Here is a 15044-nt window from a genome sequence, read left to right as displayed (position 1 = left end):
GTATTGAAGTTCATAAAAGCATCACCATCTTTGTTCATGTGGAAATTTAGCCTTATAGAATGATCTCAATGGCCACGAAACCTGTTGTTCCTCCCTCGCCGAATCTGCCTGCCAAGCCCCAAACACCGGAGGACGGTGGGGGCGCCTTGGTGGTCGAGCGCATTGCGCAGCGGGTGGAACCACCCAAGATGTACCAGGTGGTCATGCTCAATGACGATTTCACCCCGATGGAGTTTGTGATCGAGGTGCTGCAGCATTTTTTTGGCAAGAGCCGCGAGGCGGCCACCCAGATCATGCTGAAGATCCATTTGGACGGGAAAGGGGTATGCGGTGTGTATTCGCATGAGATCGCTGAAACCAAGGTGGCGTTGGTGATGGACGCCGCCAATGGCGCAGGCCATCCGCTTCAAGCAGTATCAGAGCCTGTTGAATAACGGAAACTGGTCCTCATCTAGAAGCAAGTTGAGTGTATTTGGCAAGCAAAAAAGGAGTTTCAAATGATTGCTCAGGAACTGGAAGTCAGCTTGCACATGGCTTTTGTAGAAGCCAGGCAGCAGCGCCACGAATTCATCACCGTGGAGCATTTGCTACTGGCCTTGCTGGACAACCCCAGCGCTTCTGAAGTGTTGCGCGCATGCTCTGCCAATATCGATGACTTGCGAGCGTCGCTGACCAATTTCATCAAGGACAACGCTCCGCAGGTGGCCGGTGAAGACGAAGTCGACACCCAGCCCACCCTGGGTTTCCAGCGCGTGATCCAGCGCGCCATCATGCATGTGCAAAGCACCGGCAATGGCAAGAAGGAAGTGACCGGTGCCAACGTGCTGGTGGCCATTTTTGGCGAAAAAGACTCGCATGCCGTGTACTACCTGCACCAGCAGGGTGTCACGCGCCTGGACGTGGTCAACTACATCGCCCATGGCATCAAGAAGAACGACACGCCCGAGCTGCCCAAGTCCGAGTCCAGCTCGGATGCGGAAGAGGTCGGCAGCAACAACCCCGAGCGCGCTGAAAAAGCCTCGCCGTTGGAGCAGTTCACCGTCAACCTGAACCAGCAGGCCAAGGAAGGCAAGATCGATCCGCTGATCGGTCGCCAGTACGAGGTCGAACGCACGATCCAGATCCTTTGCCGCCGCCGCAAGAACAACCCGCTGTTGGTGGGTGAGGCCGGCGTGGGCAAGACGGCGATTGCCGAGGGCCTGGCATGGCGCATCACGCAAGAAGATGTGCCGGAGGTGCTGGCCGAGGCCACCGTTTACTCGCTGGACATGGGTTCGCTGCTGGCGGGCACCAAGTACCGGGGTGATTTTGAGCAGCGCCTGAAAGGCGTGCTCAAGGCCTTGAAGGACAAGCCGCATGCAATCTTGTTCATTGACGAAATCCACACCCTGATCGGTGCCGGTGCGGCCTCGGGCGGTACCCTGGATGCCTCCAATCTGCTCAAGCCAGCGCTCTCCAGCGGCCAGCTCAAGTGCATTGGCGCGACCACGTTCACCGAGTACCGTGGCATCTTTGAAAAAGATGCAGCGCTGTCGCGCCGCTTCCAGAAGGTGGATGTGGTCGAGCCTACCGTGCCTGAAACTATCGATATTCTGAAGGGCCTGAAGTCGCGCTTCGAAGAGCACCACAACGTCAAGTACGCGTTGGCAGCGCTGCAGGCAGCCGCTGAGCTGTCGGCCAAGTTCATCAATGACCGCCATTTGCCCGACAAGGCGATTGACGTGATCGATGAGGCCGGTGCCGCGCAGCGCATCCTGGTGCTCTCCAAGCGCAAGAAAACCATTGGCAAGACGGAGATCGAAGAGATCGTCGCCAAGATCGCCCGCATTCCGCCGGCCAACGTCAGCAATGACGACCGGGGCAAGCTGCAGACCCTGGAGCGCGACCTCAAGAGCGTCGTGTTCGGCCAGGACAAGGCCCTCGAAGTGCTGGCCTCTGCCGTCAAGATGTCGCGCTCCGGTCTGGGCAAGGTTGACAAGCCGATTGGCTCCTTCCTGTTCTCCGGCCCCACGGGTGTCGGCAAGACGGAAGCGGCCAAGCAGCTGGCCTACATCTTGGGCATTGACCTGATCCGCTTTGACATGTCCGAGTACATGGAGCGCCATGCGGTCTCGCGCCTCATCGGTGCGCCTCCCGGCTATGTCGGTTTTGACCAAGGCGGTTTGTTGACCGAAGCGGTCACCAAGAAGCCCCATTCGGTGCTGCTGCTCGATGAGATCGAGAAGGCGCATCCGGACATCTTCAATGTGCTGCTGCAGGTGATGGACCATGGCACCTTGACGGACAACAACGGGCGCAAGGCCGACTTCCGCAATGTCATCGTCATCATGACCACCAATGCTGGTGCCGAGACGATGAACAAGGCAGTGATTGGCTTTACCAACCCGCGTGCGGCCGGCGACGAAATGGGCGACATCAAGCGCTTGTTCACGCCCGAGTTCCGCAACCGTCTGGATGCGATTGTCAGCTTCAAGCCGCTCGACGAGCAGGTCATTCTGCGCGTGGTCGACAAGTTCCTGCTCCAGCTGGAGCAGCAACTGGCAGAGAAAAAGGTCGAGGTCACGTTCAGCGACAAGCTGCGCAAGCACCTGGCCAAGACCGGCTTCGATCCGCTGATGGGCGCGCGCCCGATGCAGCGCCTGATCCAGGACACGATCCGCCGTTCACTGGCAGACGAGTTGCTGTTTGGCCGCTTGACCGATGGCGGACGCCTCAGCGTCGAGTGGGATGACAGCAACCCCGACAAGCCCGAGGTGCTGCTGGACATCCAGCCACTGCCAAAAAAGGAGCGCGCCAAGCAGGAGCCAGCCGGCCCTGAAGAGGAACTGGCAGCCGATTAAGCTTGCTATCGACACTCCCAAAAACAGCCGCTTGCGGCTGTTTTTTATTGCGCTCAGCTGTCATGCAGGCAAGCTACACTGGGCGGTCCCATCAACAGGAGCAGGGTGCTGTGGCGTCGTTATCTCAGTATCTGACCAAGGAAAACATCGTTGCGTTGCTGTCCGTGATCTGGCCCCTTTATCTGGGGGTGGTGGGTATCTGGATTCTGATGCAGCGCAGGGCGCCGGTAGCCACCTTGGGCTGGCTGCTGTCCATGGGCTCCTTGCCGGTGGTGGGGCTGATTGTGTACTACTTCATCGGCCCGCAGCGGATGAAGCGCCAGCGCATCAAGCGCCTGCGCGCCCGCAACAAGAACCATGTGCGCGAGACCACGCGCCGCATCCGCGATGGCCAGCCTCTGGCGCCCACGCAGCTGCGCGAGATGGTCAAGCTGGTCGAGGCCACCAGTGGTTTCCCCATTACATCGGCCCAGAGTGTGGAACTGCTGAGCGGCGGCGCCGCCACTTTCGACCGCATTCTGGAGGACGTGGCGCAGGCCCAGCACCATGTACACCTGGAATACTATATTTACGAGCCCGACCAGACGGGCACCCGCCTGCGCGATGCGCTGATCGAGCGGGCCAAGGCGGGGGTCAAGGTGCGCATGCTGGTCGATGCGCTGGGCTCCAAGCGGGTCAACCGCAAGTTCATCGCGCCCTTGCTGGCGGCTGGAGGCGAGTTTGCGGTGTTCCACCCCACACGCATCGGCAGGCGGCTGCGCCCGGTCATCAACTTCCGCACCCACCGCAAGATCCTGGTGGTCGATGGCCAGATCGGCTTTACCGGCGGGGTCAATATCACCGACGAGGAAGACCGCCGGGTCAACACCGATGCCTACCACGATGTGCACCTGCGCATGGCCGGCCCCATCGTCACCTGGCTGCAGACCACCTTTTTGGAAGACTGGGCCTATGCGCTCGAAAAATCCACGCAGGACATGCCCGCCAACCTGGACTTGCTGCTGCCCGACCTGCCCGATGGCAGCCATGCGATGCAGCTGGTGAGCTCTGGCCCGGACAACCCCACCGAGCCCATCCACCGGGCCCATGTGGCCGCCATCCAGTCCGCCACCGTGCGGGTGTGGCTGACGACACCGTACTTTGTGCCTACCGAGCCTGCCATGTATGCGCTGACCAGCGCTGCGCTGCGCGGCGTCGATGTGCGGCTGCTGGTGCCGGAGAAATCCGATTCCATCTTTGTCACCGCAGCGGCCCGCTCTTATTACGAAGAGCTGATCAGCGCCGGTGCCAAGGTCTATGAATACAGCGCCCGCATGCTGCATTCCAAGACCTTGGTGGTCGATGACGACCTGACCATCATCGGCACCGCCAACTTCGACAACCGCAGCTTTCGCCTGAACTATGAAGTCTGTGCGATTGGCTATGGGACTGAGCTGAATGCCCGGCTGCAGGACCAGTTCAACACCGACCTGATGCGCTCCAAGCAGGTGCCCACGCGCCGCAAGCAGCGGTTTTTGTTGCGGCTGGGCGATTCCATCGCGCGGCTGTGTTCACCGCTGTTGTAGTTGCGGGTCCACGCTTGTCTGTAGAGGCGACCGGAGCAGGCATACTAGCGGGCATGCAGAATTCCTCGTCCGCCTCCGCCAGCTTTTTCTGGCATGACTATGAAACCTTTGGCGCCGTGCCGCGCCAGGACCGTCCCGCCCAGTTTGCCGGCATCCGCACGGACATGGACCTCAACGAGATTGGCGAGCCGGTCATGCTGTACTGCCAGCCTGCGCTGGATTACCTGCCCAGCCCCCAAGCCAGCCTGATCACCGGGCTGACGCCGCAGCACTGCATGGAACAGGGAGTGCCCGAGCAGCAGTTTGCCGCCGCCGTCGAGGCCGAGTTGGGCCGCCCCGGGACCATCGGCGTGGGCTACAACACCATCCGTTTTGACGACGAAGTTACCCGCTACATGCTGTGGCGCAACCTGCGCGACCCCTATGCCCGTGAATGGCAAAACGGCTGCGGCCGCTGGGATCTGCTCGACGTTGTCCGCATGGTCTATGCGCTGCGCCCCGAGGGCATCGAGTGGCCCCAAAAAGAGGACGGCTCGGTCAGCTTCAAGCTCGAAGACCTGGCCCGCGCCAACGGCATCCTGCATGAATCTGCCCACGATGCGCTCAGCGATGTGCGCGCCACCATTGGCTTGGCGCGCCTGATCAAGCGCCTGCAACCGCGCCTGTTTGATTTTGCGCTGGGCCTGCACAAGAAAGACCGCGTGATGCAGGAGCTGGCACTGCCGGCGACGCCTGCCAATGCACGGCCTTTTCTGCATGTCTCTGGCATGTACGGTGTCGACCGTGGCTGCATCGCGGTGGCCTGGCCACTGGCCCAACACCCCACCAACAAGAACGAGATCATCGCCTGGGACCTGTCGCAGGACCCGAGCCACCTGGCGGAGATGTCGGTCGATGAAATGCGCCTGCGCATGTTCAGCGCCACGGCCGATTTGCCCGAAGGTACCACGCGGCTGCCGATCAAGACCGTGCACCTGAACAAGTCGCCGATGGTGGTCAGCAGCCTGCGCACCTTGAGCGCCGAGCAGGCGGCCCGCTGGCACATCGACATCGAACAAGCCATGCGCCATGCCGCCATTGCCCGCGACCTGCCCGACATGAGCGCCACCTGGGCTGCCGTGTTTGACCGCCCGCCGCTGCAAGGGGTGGATGTGGACCAGGACCTGTACGGCGGCTTTATCGGCCAGGCCGACCGCCGCCGCCTGAACCAGCTGATCGATATGCACCCGCAGGAGCTGGCCGTCGCCAAGCCCGGCTTTGACGATGCGCGCCTGCATGAGCTGCTGTTCCGCTACCGCGCCCGCAACTTTCCGGATTCGCTAAACGCGGAAGAGCAGCAGCGCTGGCAAGAACTGCGCATCGCCTTTTTGCACGAGGGCCTGGGCGGTGCGCGCACGGCCGAGCAGATGTTTGCAGAAATCGACCAGCTGCAGGAAACCTCCGATGAGCGCGCCGAAGAGATTCTGGGCGCCCTTTACGACTGGGCTGATGCGATCATGCCTGATGCCTGAGCGCGGCTGAATCAGGCAGTCGCCAGCGCCTGCTGCAAGTTGTGGCGGGCTTGCGCTTCCAGCCGGGTTTGCATGGCCGCTGTATGGTAGATAGCCGGCCGCTGCAAAAAGATGCGCAGCACTGCTGGGCGGCGTTGTGCGTAATCCGCCGCTGGCACCCAGGCATATTCGGCCTGGATCTGCGCCTGGTATTGCGCAAAGCGCTCCGGCGCTGCGCCAAGAATAGCCAGATCAATATCCAGCATCCAGTCGCTGTCTTCTGCCGGCTGCGCCTGCGTGGCCTGGAAATGGCAGGTGGCCATGATCAGCGCATGCACGCGCTGTACGGCATCGCGCTTGGCACCGGCCGCCTGCAGTACCGCTTGCGCCCAGTCGGCACTGCGCCGTTCATTGTCTTTGGCCTGCGGGTCGTAAATGGCATCGTGAAAGCACAAAGCCAGCGCAAGCTCTGCTGGATGCGCCACTTGGGCGCGCAGTTGCTCCAGCCATTGCAGGCATTCGGCAATATGCTGCAGGCCGTGGTAATGGCGATCGGAACCGGAATGCACTGCCAGCAGCTGCGGCAACGCGTCGGTTGCAGGGGCCAGACCCAACTCTCGCCAGGCATGCTCCCAAGCGGCGCTGAAGATCTGGGCATCCGATGCTTGCATGCTGCTGGCCATAGCGTCTCCTGCAGGCATCAACCAAAGAACTGGTAGCAGACCACAATGGCTGCCACCACGCCGGCAAACTCGGCCAGCAAGGCGCAGGGCACGGCATGGCGTGCGCGTTGGATGCCCACCGCGCCAAAGTACACCGCCAGCACATAGAAGGTGGTCTCGGTGCTGCCCTGGATGATGGCGGCGGCCAGCGCGGGGAAGCTGTCCACGCCATGGCTTTGCATGGTTTCGATCAGCATCGCGCGTGCGGCGCTGCCCGAGAAGGGTTTGACCAGCGCGGTGGGCAGCGCATCGACAAAGCGGCTGTCCATGCCGCTCAGGTCCACCAGCCAGCGGATGCCATCGAGCGCATAGCCGAGCGCGCCGGACGCCCGGAAAATGCCCACCGCGCAGAGCATGGCCACCAAATAGGGCAGAAGGCTCTTGGCAACATCAAAGCCTTCCTTGGCGCCTTCGACAAAGGCCTCGTAGACGGCGACCTTGCGCCAGGCACCCACCACGACAAACAGCACAATCAGCCCGAACAGGGTGAGGTTGCCGAGCAGCGATGACACCTGCGCCATGGCGGTGGAGGTCAGGGTAGCGAGAAAGGCCATAAACCCGGCCAGCACCAAGCCCACCGGCAGCAAATAAGCGAGCACCACCGGGTGCCACAGCGGCAGGCGCTGCACAATGGCGACGGAGACCAGGCCGACCAGCGTAGAGACCGAGGTGGCCAGCAGAATCGGCAGGAAAACCAGCGTCGGATCGGGCGCACCTTGCTGCATGCGGTACATAAAGATGGTGACCGGCAGCAAGGTTAGCGACGAGGCATTGAGCACCAGAAACAGAATCTGCGCATTGCTGGCGCTGGTGGGCGAGGGGTTGATCTCCTGCAGCGCCCGCATGGCCTTGAGGCCGATGGGCGTAGCGGCATTGTCCAGCCCCAGCGCGTTGGCGGCAAAGTTCAGGGTCATCAGGCCCAGGGCCGGGTGGCCGCGCGGCACCTCGGGCATCAGCCGGGCAAACAAGGGGGCCAGCCAGCGGGCCAGCATATCGACTAGGCCGGCTTTTTCGGCAATCTTCAAAAAGCCCAGCCAGAGCGTGAGCGTGCCAAACAGCAGCACCATCACCTCGACCGAGAGCTTGGCCATGCCAAACAGCGCCTGCACCATGTCGGCAAAAATCTGGGCATTGCCGCCCACCAGCCACTGCGCGAATGCGGCAAAGGCCGCCACCACAAAAAAACCCAGCCACAAGCCGTTGAGCATGGGGAATCCTTCGTCATCGGGCGCACTGCAGCACCGGGGCGGTGCGCCATGCCGCTGATTGTGCGCGATGCCGGATGCGGCCCAGCCTTGGTGCGGCGGAAACTGCAGCAGCGGCCGCAAATGCCTCTCTGAGCCGCCCATGCGTATGCGGGAAAACCACAGGCCCGCGCAGCCCAGCCTGCGCCTGTTTGTCAGCGGTATGCAAGACAAAGGGAAATAATGGCTCCACGACAAAAGATGGAGACAGATTTCGATGAGCCGTTTTGCCGACTTCTACGACCGCTCGATCAACGACCGCGATGCCTTCTGGGCTGAGCAGGCGCAGCGCATCGACTGGCATGTGCCGCCCCAGCAGATCTGTGACTACAGCAACCCGCCATTTGCGCGCTGGTTTGTCGGCGGGCAGACCAACCTGTGCCACAACGCCATCGACCGCCATGTGGCCGAGCGGGGCGACCAGGCCGCGCTGATTGCGGTATCGACCGAGACCAACACCGAGCGCAGCTACAGCTATGCCGAGCTGCACCGCGAGGTGCAGCGCATGGCCGCGGCGCTGCTGGCCTTGGGCGTCAAAAAAGGCGACCGCGTGCAGATCTATATGCCAATGATTGCCGAGGCCGCGATTGCGATGCTGGCCAGCGTGCGCATCGGCGCCATTCACTCGGTGGTGTTTGGCGGTTTTGCCTCCGGCTCGCTGGCTACCCGCATCGATGATGCCCAGCCCACGGTCATCATCAGCGCTGATGCTGGATCGCGCGCTGGCAAAGTCGTGCCCTACAAGCCTTTGCTGGATGAGGCCATTGCACTGGCCAGCCACCAGCCCCAAGCGGTGCTGATGGTGGACCGGGGCCTGGCCCCCATGCAACTGGTGCCAGGCCGCGACCACCTCTGGGCCGATCTGCGTGCCCAGCACCTGGATGGGCAAGTGCCCTGCGAATGGGTGGACGCCACCCACCCCAGCTACACGCTCTACACCAGCGGCACAACAGGCAAGCCCAAGGGCGTGCAGCGCGATACCGGCGGCTACACGGTGGCGCTGGCCGCCAGCCTGCCGGCGATCTTCGATGCCAAGCCCGGCCAGACCTTTTTCTGCACCAGCGATATCGGCTGGGTGGTCGGCCACAGCTACATCATCTATGCGCCGCTGATCGGTGGAATGGCGACCCTCATGTACGAGGGCCTGCCAGTGCGGCCCGACCCCGGCATCTGGTGGAGCCTGGTCGAGAAGTACAAGGTCACGCACATGTTCTCAGCGCCCACCGCCATCCGCGTGCTTAAAAAGCACGACCCAGAATACCTGAGTAAGTACGACTTGAGCAGCCTGCAGGCGCTGTGGCTGGCCGGTGAGCCGCTGGATGAGCCAACGGCGGCCTGGATCAGCGGCGCCATCCAGCGCCCCATCATCGACAACTACTGGCAGACCGAGACCGGCTGGCCGATCCTCACGCTCTGCAATGGCGTGGAGCCCCAGCCATCGCGCTTTGGCAGCCCGGGCAAGGCCGTCTTTGGCTACAACGTCAAGCTGATCGATGGCGACACCGGCGCCGAGCTGCTGGAGCCGATGCAAAAAGGCGTGATCGCCATTGAAGGCCCCTTGCCTCCCGGCTGCCTGATGACGGTATGGCGCGACGACCAGCGCTTTGTCAACACCTACTGGAAGAGCATCCCCGGCCGCCAGATCTACAGCACCTTTGACTGGGGCGTGCGCGACAAGGATGGCTACTACTTCATCCTCGGCCGCACCGACGATGTGATCAATGTCGCCGGCCACCGCCTGGGCACGCGCGAGATCGAGGAAAGCATTTCCGGCCACCCGGACATTGCCGAGGTCGCTGTCGTCGGCGTGGCCGATGCGCTCAAAGGCCAGGTCGCGCTGGCCTTTGCGGTACCGCGCAGCAATGCGGTGGCGGGGGACCTTGCGGCTTGCAGCGCGATGGAAAAATCCGTCTGCAACCATGTTGATGCGCAGTTGGGCGCCGTCGCCCGGCCGGCCCGCGTCTACTTTGTGGCCAGCTTGCCCAAAACCCGCAGCGGCAAGCTGCTGCGCCGCGCACTGCAGGCGGTGGCGGAGAAGCGGGATACAGGCGACTTGTCGACGATGGAAGACCCTGCAGCCCTGCAGCAGGTCGTGGCGGCGATGGCCGCGGCTGAGCGCTGACCCAAATCACCGGCACGAGCGCTTCCGGCGCTCTGCCGGCTGTGCGCATGCACCACAGACAGATCACCCAAACACCGATCTGAGGGAAGGCGTTTGCCTTACAAGGAGGTCATAGCGACATGGATACAGTGAAATTTTCCAATCCATCAGGAGTGTCGCCATGGGCCAAGAAAATCCGCGTGAAAAGCTTTGGGAACTGATCAAGGACATTCGCTTTGCGATGATTACCCACCAGCATGAACATGGAAGCCTGCATGCTGCGCCGATGACCACGGCCAACAAAGAGGGTATGAACGAGGACAAGAATCTGTATTTCCTGCTGGGCAGGGATTCCGATTTGGCGCGCTGCCTCAGCACCTCCAGTGCCATTAATGTGTCGTATGCCGATCCGAACAAGGACAGCTATGTGTCGGTATCGGCTACAGGGTCGATCAGTGACGACCTGGCACTGAAAGAAAAGTTGTTCAGCCCCATGGCCAAAGCCTGGTTTCCTGATGGCCCGACCGACCCGAATTTGCAGATCTTGGTAGCACGGGTCGATTTTGCCGAATTTTGGGATGTCAAGGAAAACAAGCTGGTGCAGCTGTTCAAGATGGCCAAATCAGCCGTCACCGGTGAACGGCCCGAGGGTATGGGTGAGCACCGCGAAATCAAGCTGTAATCAAGCTCTAACGCAACTCACCCAGGAAGAGGAGGCATTCGCCTCCTTTTTTGCTGCCTCACAGGTCGCGGTGGGCAGCGCGATGGCGCCTCATCGCATCTGATAAGCCCGCTCCACCTTCGCCACCCGCACCTGGTAATGCGCATACCAGCGCTCCGCCCCCATGCGCTGGGCGACCAGATGGTCGCTCTGGGCTTTCCAGCGGCGGATGTCGTCTTCCGTCTGCCAGTAAGACACGGTGATGCCCAGGCCGTCGCGGCCCCGGGTGCTTTCTGCGCCTAAAAAGCCGGGTTGTTGCTCGGCGAGCGCCACCATCGCGTCGGCCATGTCGGCATAAGGCTGGTGCTCGGTGTCAGTACGCTGCGAGGTGAAGATGACCGCGTAATAGGGCGGTTGCGGTGTGTTGGCGAAGGCGGCGCTGTGCATGGCGGTTGCTCTGGGTGGGCGCAAACAATAAAAAAGCCAGCACGGTGGCTGGCTTGGCGGAATTTAGCGGGCGGGCATCAAAGCGCGGCTTCTTTGCATGCGCCAAGTCCTCAGCGGATCAGATCCTTGAGCTTGTCGGGCAGGCCATTGGCCTCGTCAGCGCCTTCCATCGGCGTCTTGCGCTTGGTGATGCTCTTCCAGCCGTCGGCCAGGGCCAATTCGGCATTGAGCTTGATGAAGGCCAGCTGGTCAGCCGGAACATCTTCTTCGGCAAAGATGGCGTTGGCAGGGCACTCGGGGATGCAAACGGCGCAGTCGATGCACTCATCCGGATCGATGGTCAGGAAGTTCGGGCCTTCGCGGAAGCAGTCAACAGGGCAGACGTCTACACAGTCGGTGTATTTGCACTTGATGCAGTTTTCGGTGACGACGTGGGTCATGGAATGGGTTTCGCCAGTGATTCAGACAAACAAACAGCGGAGGATTTTACGGTTTTTGTGCCCAAGCACCTAGCCGACCTCCGAATAACGTGGTTTTTAGCTGCGGGACTGCTTGCTTTATTCCACCAACACGGCAGCAGCCGTGCTGTTCGAGGCGGTATCCACCAGGATCAGCGAGCCCAGCTCGCGCGAGCGCACAAAGGCCGCTGCTGGGATGGCCTCTTGCAGCGTGATCTCGACCCGGCCGATGGCATTGGGTTCGAGCTGCTCTGCGTCTTGGCGCTCCAGCGTGTTGATGTCCAGCCGGTTCAGCACCTTGCGCACCTTGGCCTTGATCCAGCGGCGGCCATGCAGCGCCCAGTACACCCGGCCGGCCAGCAGCGGCTCGTTGTCCATCCAGGCGATGGTAGCGGTGATCTCGCGCGTCGCGGGCCAGGCGGCCTGTTCGGCGGGGGTGTCAAAGTCATCGTCGGCTGCGTTCGCTGCAACCGCTGCCGGGGCCGCAATGATCCAGTCACCGCGCGAGACATCTACCTCACGGTCCAGCACAATGCCGGCGCTTTGGCCTGCACTGCGTGCCAGGGCCTGGCGGGTGTGGTCCAGCACCTGGGCCACGGTGGCGCGCTGGCCGCTGGGCAGGATCTGCACGCCGGTGCCGGGTGCTACATCGCCGGTGCCCACACGGCCCCAGAAAATGCGGCGGCCCTGGTGGGTGTCGGCCGAGGCGGAGAATTTCTCGACCCATTGCACGGAGAAAGCCAGTGGCTGGCCGATGTCGGCGGGCGTGGTGGGCAACGTCTCCAGCAGCTCCAGCAGGCTCGGGCCTTGGTAGCCGGCCCAGTCGGGGTGCGCGGTCACCACATTCCAGCCCTTCAGGGCCGAGACGGGGATGGTCGCCGCAACGGTGATGCCTGCCGCCTGGGCAAAGGCCGCCAGCGCATTGCGGATGTTGGCAAAAGCCAGGGCCGGATCGGCCACCGCATCGAGCTTGTTGACGGCAAACACCAACGAGTTCACACGCAGCAAATGGGCCAGCAGGCTGTGGCGGCGGGTTTGGGGCAGCAAGGCGAGCTGCGGGTTTTGCCAGTCCAGCTTGGTGGCATCCACCAGCACCACGGCGGCGTCGGCGCTCGATGCCGCAGTCACCATGTTGCGGGTGTACTGCTCATGGCCGGGCGCATCGCCAATGATGAACTTGCGCGTTTCGGTGGCGAAGTAGCGGTAGGCCACATCGATGGTGATGCCTTGCTCTCGCTCGGCAGACAGGCCATCGGTGAGCAGGGCCAGGTCGGTCTCGCCGCTGCGTTGCACGCCGGCGAGCTGGTCTTGCAGCACCGATTTGCTGTCCACCAACAGGCGGCCGATCAGGGTGGATTTGCCATCATCAACCGAGCCGCAGGTGATAAAGCGCAGCGCCGATGCGGTGCGGGTGTTGTCGTGTGCAGGGCTGCTGCCGTTGGGGGTGCGTGCAGCGCTGGCCAGGGTATCGGTAGTCATCAGAAGTATCCGTCTTTCTTGCGCTTTTCCATCGAGGCATCGCTGGTCTTGTCGTCCATGCGGGTGGCGCCACGCTCGCTCACATCGGCGGCCAGGGTCTCCAGCACGATGTCATCGGCCGAGGCTGCATCGCTGCTGACCGGGCAGGTGCAGGTGATGTCGCCCACGGTGCGGAAGCGCACGGTGCGGCTCTCGACGGTTTCGCCTTCGCGGGCGGGGGTCAGCGGGGTGATGGGCACCAGCAGGCCCTTGCGCTCGACCACATCGCGCTGGTGGGCATAGTAGAGGCTCGGCAATGCGATGTTTTCACGGGCAATGTACTGCCAGACATCGAGCTCGGTCCAGTTGCTGATCGGGAACACGCGGAAATGCTCGCCGGGGGCCAGGCGGGTATTGAACAGGGTCCAGAGCTCCGGGCGTTGGGCCTTGGGCTGCCATTGGCCAAAGCTGTCGCGGTGGCTGAAGATGCGTTCCTTGGCGCGGGCTTTTTCTTCGTCACGGCGGGCGCCGCCAATCAGCGCGTCAAAGCGGAACTCTTCAATGGCTTCGAGCAAGGTCACCGACTGGTGCACATTGCGCGATTCGCCGGGGTGGGCCAGGCGCACGGTGCCGCGCGCCATCGAGTCTTCAACGCTGCGCACAATCAGATCGGCGCCCAGCTCTTGGGCACGCAGATCGCGGAAATCGGTCACTTCATGGAAGTTGTGGCCGGTGTCGATCATCAGCAAGGGGTAGGGAATGCGGCCGGCGCCAAAGGCTTTTTCAGCGCATTTGAGCATTACCAGCGAATCCTTGCCGCCGGAGAACAGCAGCGCAGGGCGCTCAAAGGCGGCAGCCACTTCGCGCAGGATGAAGATGGTTTCTTCTTCCAATGCATCAAGGTGCTGGTTGCTCAGGTGGTTGAGCACATCGGTTTCAACACGGGCGTTCATAGTCAGACTTTCTTGTCAGGCGGGCAGCGGCAGGGTGCCAAGCGCGCTGCCGGCGCTCATTCAGTGGGCGATGTGCAGGCCGCATTCGCGGTTGTCTTCGCCCTTGGTGGGGTCCACGTAGTCAAAGTTGTTGGGTAGGCCGTGCGTCTCACAGTAGTCGTACAGATCCTTGGACGACCAGTGCAGCAGCGGTGCCACCTTGACGAGGCCATCGGGGTTCAGGCTGACCGGCTCCATCTGAGCGCGCACGGCGGTATCGGTGGCGCGCAGCGCGGTGAACCACACCCGGGGCTGGGTCTCGCGCAGCGCGCGGGCAAAGGGCTCCAGCTTTACCTCTTCGGTAAAGGCTGCGTGGCGCGGGTCGTCCAGTGCTGGCGTGGCGCCTTCGACGGCCTCACGGTGCGCGCGTGAGCGGCGGGGCAGGTAGATCTGCAGGTTCAGCTTAAGCTGGCGCGTCACCTCGTCGGCAAAGCGGTAGGTGGCCTCGGTGTTGTAGCCGTTGTCCATCCAGACCACCGGCACATCCGGCCGCACCTGGCTCACCAGGTGCAGGATCACGGCTTCAAAGGGGCGGAAATTGGTGGTGACGATGCTGGTCTGGCCCAGCGACAGGGCCCAGCGCACCAGGCCGGCAGCGTCCTTGCCCAGCTCTGCATTCACGCGAGCCAGTGCTTCGGGGGTCAGCGTGGTCGTGCTCATGCGGCCGCCTGGTCAAAATGGGGTTTGGCTTCGACGTCGCCTTGGTAAAAACCGGCAAAACGCTCGAACTGGCGCGCGGCATCGGCCACGTCCACGCCTTCTTTCAGCACCGCGCTGCTGAAACCGGTGCGGTGCATCTGCACCAGCTGGTCAATCAGCACATCGCCCAGCGCACGGATCTCCCCTTGGAAGCCACGGCGGCGGCGCAGCAAGTAAGCCTGGCTGAACGCGCGGCCATCGGTGAACGCCGGGAAGTCGAGGTCAATGCGCTCGACGCCATCCAGCGCCACCTGCATCGCATCGGCATCATTGGCCAGCAGCAGCACGCTGCGGTCGCCTTCGGCGGCGGGCTGGTGATCGCCGGCGGCCAGAATCTTGAAATCGTTGGGAATGCTCATTGTTGTTC

14 protein-coding genes are annotated in these 15044 nt (G+C 62.5%); 6 read left to right on the top strand and 8 right to left on the bottom strand.

Going from position 1 to position 15044, the window contains the following annotated elements; genetic code table 11:
• Positions 1-59 precede the first annotated feature (59 nt).
• From clpS to sbcB, 4 genes are all read left to right on the top strand, one after another.
• Positions 60-434: an ATP-dependent Clp protease adapter ClpS gene (gene clpS, locus HS961_RS14690; protein ID WP_182323204.1), complete on the top strand. Its 375-nt coding sequence runs from the start codon at positions 60-62 to the stop codon at positions 432-434.
• A gap of 63 nt (positions 435-497) precedes the next feature.
• Positions 498-2840 (top strand): ATP-dependent Clp protease ATP-binding subunit ClpA, encoded by a 2343-nt coding sequence (clpA, locus tag HS961_RS14685; protein WP_182323203.1) that lies wholly within the window; start codon positions 498-500, stop codon positions 2838-2840.
• Positions 2841-2950: 110 nt separating this feature from the next.
• Complete coding sequence (gene cls, locus HS961_RS14680) at positions 2951-4405, top strand: cardiolipin synthase (RefSeq protein ID WP_238347614.1); 1455 nt, start codon at positions 2951-2953, stop codon at positions 4403-4405.
• 53 nt (positions 4406-4458) lie between these two features.
• Complete coding sequence (sbcB, locus tag HS961_RS14675; protein WP_182323201.1) at positions 4459-5916, top strand: exodeoxyribonuclease I; 1458 nt, start codon at positions 4459-4461, stop codon at positions 5914-5916.
• 11 nt (positions 5917-5927) lie between these two features.
• Here sbcB and HS961_RS14670 read toward each other — a convergent pair whose 3' ends face one another.
• On the bottom strand, positions 5928-6578 hold the full coding sequence (locus HS961_RS14670; RefSeq protein WP_238347613.1) for an N-methyl-D-aspartate receptor NMDAR2C subunit: 651 nt from the start codon (positions 6576-6578) through the stop codon (positions 5928-5930).
• A gap of 17 nt (positions 6579-6595) precedes the next feature.
• The gene (locus HS961_RS14665) at positions 6596-7825 is read right to left on the bottom strand and encodes a nucleoside recognition domain-containing protein (protein WP_182323200.1); all 1230 of its coding nucleotides are present in this window, start codon (positions 7823-7825) and stop codon (positions 6596-6598) included.
• A gap of 253 nt (positions 7826-8078) precedes the next feature.
• Here HS961_RS14665 and HS961_RS14660 point away from each other — a divergent pair, with 253 nt between their 5' ends.
• Together HS961_RS14660 and HS961_RS14655 are read left to right on the top strand one after the other, a co-directional pair.
• Positions 8079-9983, top strand: coding sequence for a propionate--CoA ligase (locus HS961_RS14660; protein WP_182323198.1), 1905 nt, complete (start codon positions 8079-8081; stop codon positions 9981-9983).
• Positions 9984-10143: 160 nt separating this feature from the next.
• Positions 10144-10644 carry a pyridoxamine 5'-phosphate oxidase family protein gene (locus tag HS961_RS14655; protein ID WP_182323196.1) on the top strand — a complete coding sequence of 167 codons (501 nt, stop codon included), beginning with the start codon at positions 10144-10146 and terminating at the stop codon, positions 10642-10644.
• A 90-nt stretch (positions 10645-10734) separates the two neighbouring features.
• On the opposite strand, the gene HS961_RS14650 is transcribed toward HS961_RS14655, so the two are convergent.
• The 6 genes from HS961_RS14650 to HS961_RS14625 all read right to left on the bottom strand — a co-directional run bounded on the left by HS961_RS14650 (position 10735) and on the right by HS961_RS14625 (position 15036).
• Complete coding sequence (locus HS961_RS14650; RefSeq protein WP_182323194.1) at positions 10735-11070, bottom strand: antibiotic biosynthesis monooxygenase family protein; 336 nt, start codon at positions 11068-11070, stop codon at positions 10735-10737.
• Positions 11071-11180: 110 nt separating this feature from the next.
• Positions 11181-11510 carry a ferredoxin FdxA gene (gene fdxA, locus HS961_RS14645; RefSeq protein ID WP_182323192.1) on the bottom strand — a complete coding sequence of 110 codons (330 nt, stop codon included), beginning with the start codon at positions 11508-11510 and terminating at the stop codon, positions 11181-11183.
• A 117-nt stretch (positions 11511-11627) separates the two neighbouring features.
• On the bottom strand, positions 11628-13007 hold the full coding sequence (locus HS961_RS14640) for a sulfate adenylyltransferase subunit 1 (RefSeq protein WP_182323189.1): 1380 nt from the start codon (positions 13005-13007) through the stop codon (positions 11628-11630).
• Positions 13007-13939, bottom strand: coding sequence for a sulfate adenylyltransferase subunit CysD (gene cysD / locus HS961_RS14635; protein WP_182323187.1), 933 nt, complete (start codon positions 13937-13939; stop codon positions 13007-13009). Before cysD ends, HS961_RS14640 begins: the two co-directional genes overlap by 1 nt.
• A gap of 60 nt (positions 13940-13999) precedes the next feature.
• A complete protein-coding gene (locus tag HS961_RS14630) occupies positions 14000-14638 on the bottom strand; it encodes a phosphoadenosine phosphosulfate reductase family protein (protein ID WP_182323185.1) in 639 nt (212 codons plus the stop codon).
• Entirely contained in the window at positions 14635-15036 is a 402-nt protein-coding gene (locus HS961_RS14625; RefSeq protein WP_182323183.1) for a DUF934 domain-containing protein, read from the bottom strand. The genes HS961_RS14630 and HS961_RS14625 overlap by 4 nt, the downstream gene beginning before the upstream one ends.
• Between the last annotated feature and the right edge of the window lie 8 nt (positions 15037-15044).

Origin of the sequence: Comamonas piscis, assembly GCF_014109725.1 — a bacterium.
Taxonomy (GTDB): domain Bacteria; phylum Pseudomonadota; class Gammaproteobacteria; order Burkholderiales; family Burkholderiaceae_C; genus Comamonas; species Comamonas piscis.
Note: the sequence above shows the minus strand (reverse complement) of the source record. Positions and strands in the feature narration are given on the sequence as shown.

What these genes read in the sequence shown, in the direction of transcription:
- clpS (WP_182323204.1), top strand. Translation starts at nt 60, where the DNA reads ATGATCTCAATGGCCACGAAACCTGTTGTTCCTCCCTCGCCGAATCTG.
- clpA (WP_182323203.1), top strand. Translation starts at nt 498, where the DNA reads ATGATTGCTCAGGAACTGGAAGTCAGCTTGCACATGGCTTTTGTAGAA.
- sbcB (WP_182323201.1), top strand. Translation starts at nt 4,459, where the DNA reads ATGCAGAATTCCTCGTCCGCCTCCGCCAGCTTTTTCTGGCATGACTAT.
- HS961_RS14670 (WP_238347613.1), bottom strand. Translation starts at nt 6,578, where the DNA reads ATGGCCAGCAGCATGCAAGCATCGGATGCCCAGATCTTCAGCGCCGCT.
- HS961_RS14665 (WP_182323200.1), bottom strand. Translation starts at nt 7,825, where the DNA reads ATGCTCAACGGCTTGTGGCTGGGTTTTTTTGTGGTGGCGGCCTTTGCC.
- HS961_RS14660 (WP_182323198.1), top strand. Translation starts at nt 8,079, where the DNA reads ATGAGCCGTTTTGCCGACTTCTACGACCGCTCGATCAACGACCGCGAT.
- HS961_RS14655 (WP_182323196.1), top strand. Translation starts at nt 10,144, where the DNA reads ATGGGCCAAGAAAATCCGCGTGAAAAGCTTTGGGAACTGATCAAGGAC.
- HS961_RS14650 (WP_182323194.1), bottom strand. Translation starts at nt 11,070, where the DNA reads ATGCACAGCGCCGCCTTCGCCAACACACCGCAACCGCCCTATTACGCG.
- fdxA (WP_182323192.1), bottom strand. Translation starts at nt 11,510, where the DNA reads ATGACCCACGTCGTCACCGAAAACTGCATCAAGTGCAAATACACCGAC.
- HS961_RS14640 (WP_182323189.1), bottom strand. Translation starts at nt 13,007, where the DNA reads ATGACTACCGATACCCTGGCCAGCGCTGCACGCACCCCCAACGGCAGC.
- cysD (WP_182323187.1), bottom strand. Translation starts at nt 13,939, where the DNA reads ATGAACGCCCGTGTTGAAACCGATGTGCTCAACCACCTGAGCAACCAG.
- HS961_RS14630 (WP_182323185.1), bottom strand. Translation starts at nt 14,638, where the DNA reads ATGAGCACGACCACGCTGACCCCCGAAGCACTGGCTCGCGTGAATGCA.
- HS961_RS14625 (WP_182323183.1), bottom strand. Translation starts at nt 15,036, where the DNA reads ATGAGCATTCCCAACGATTTCAAGATTCTGGCCGCCGGCGATCACCAG.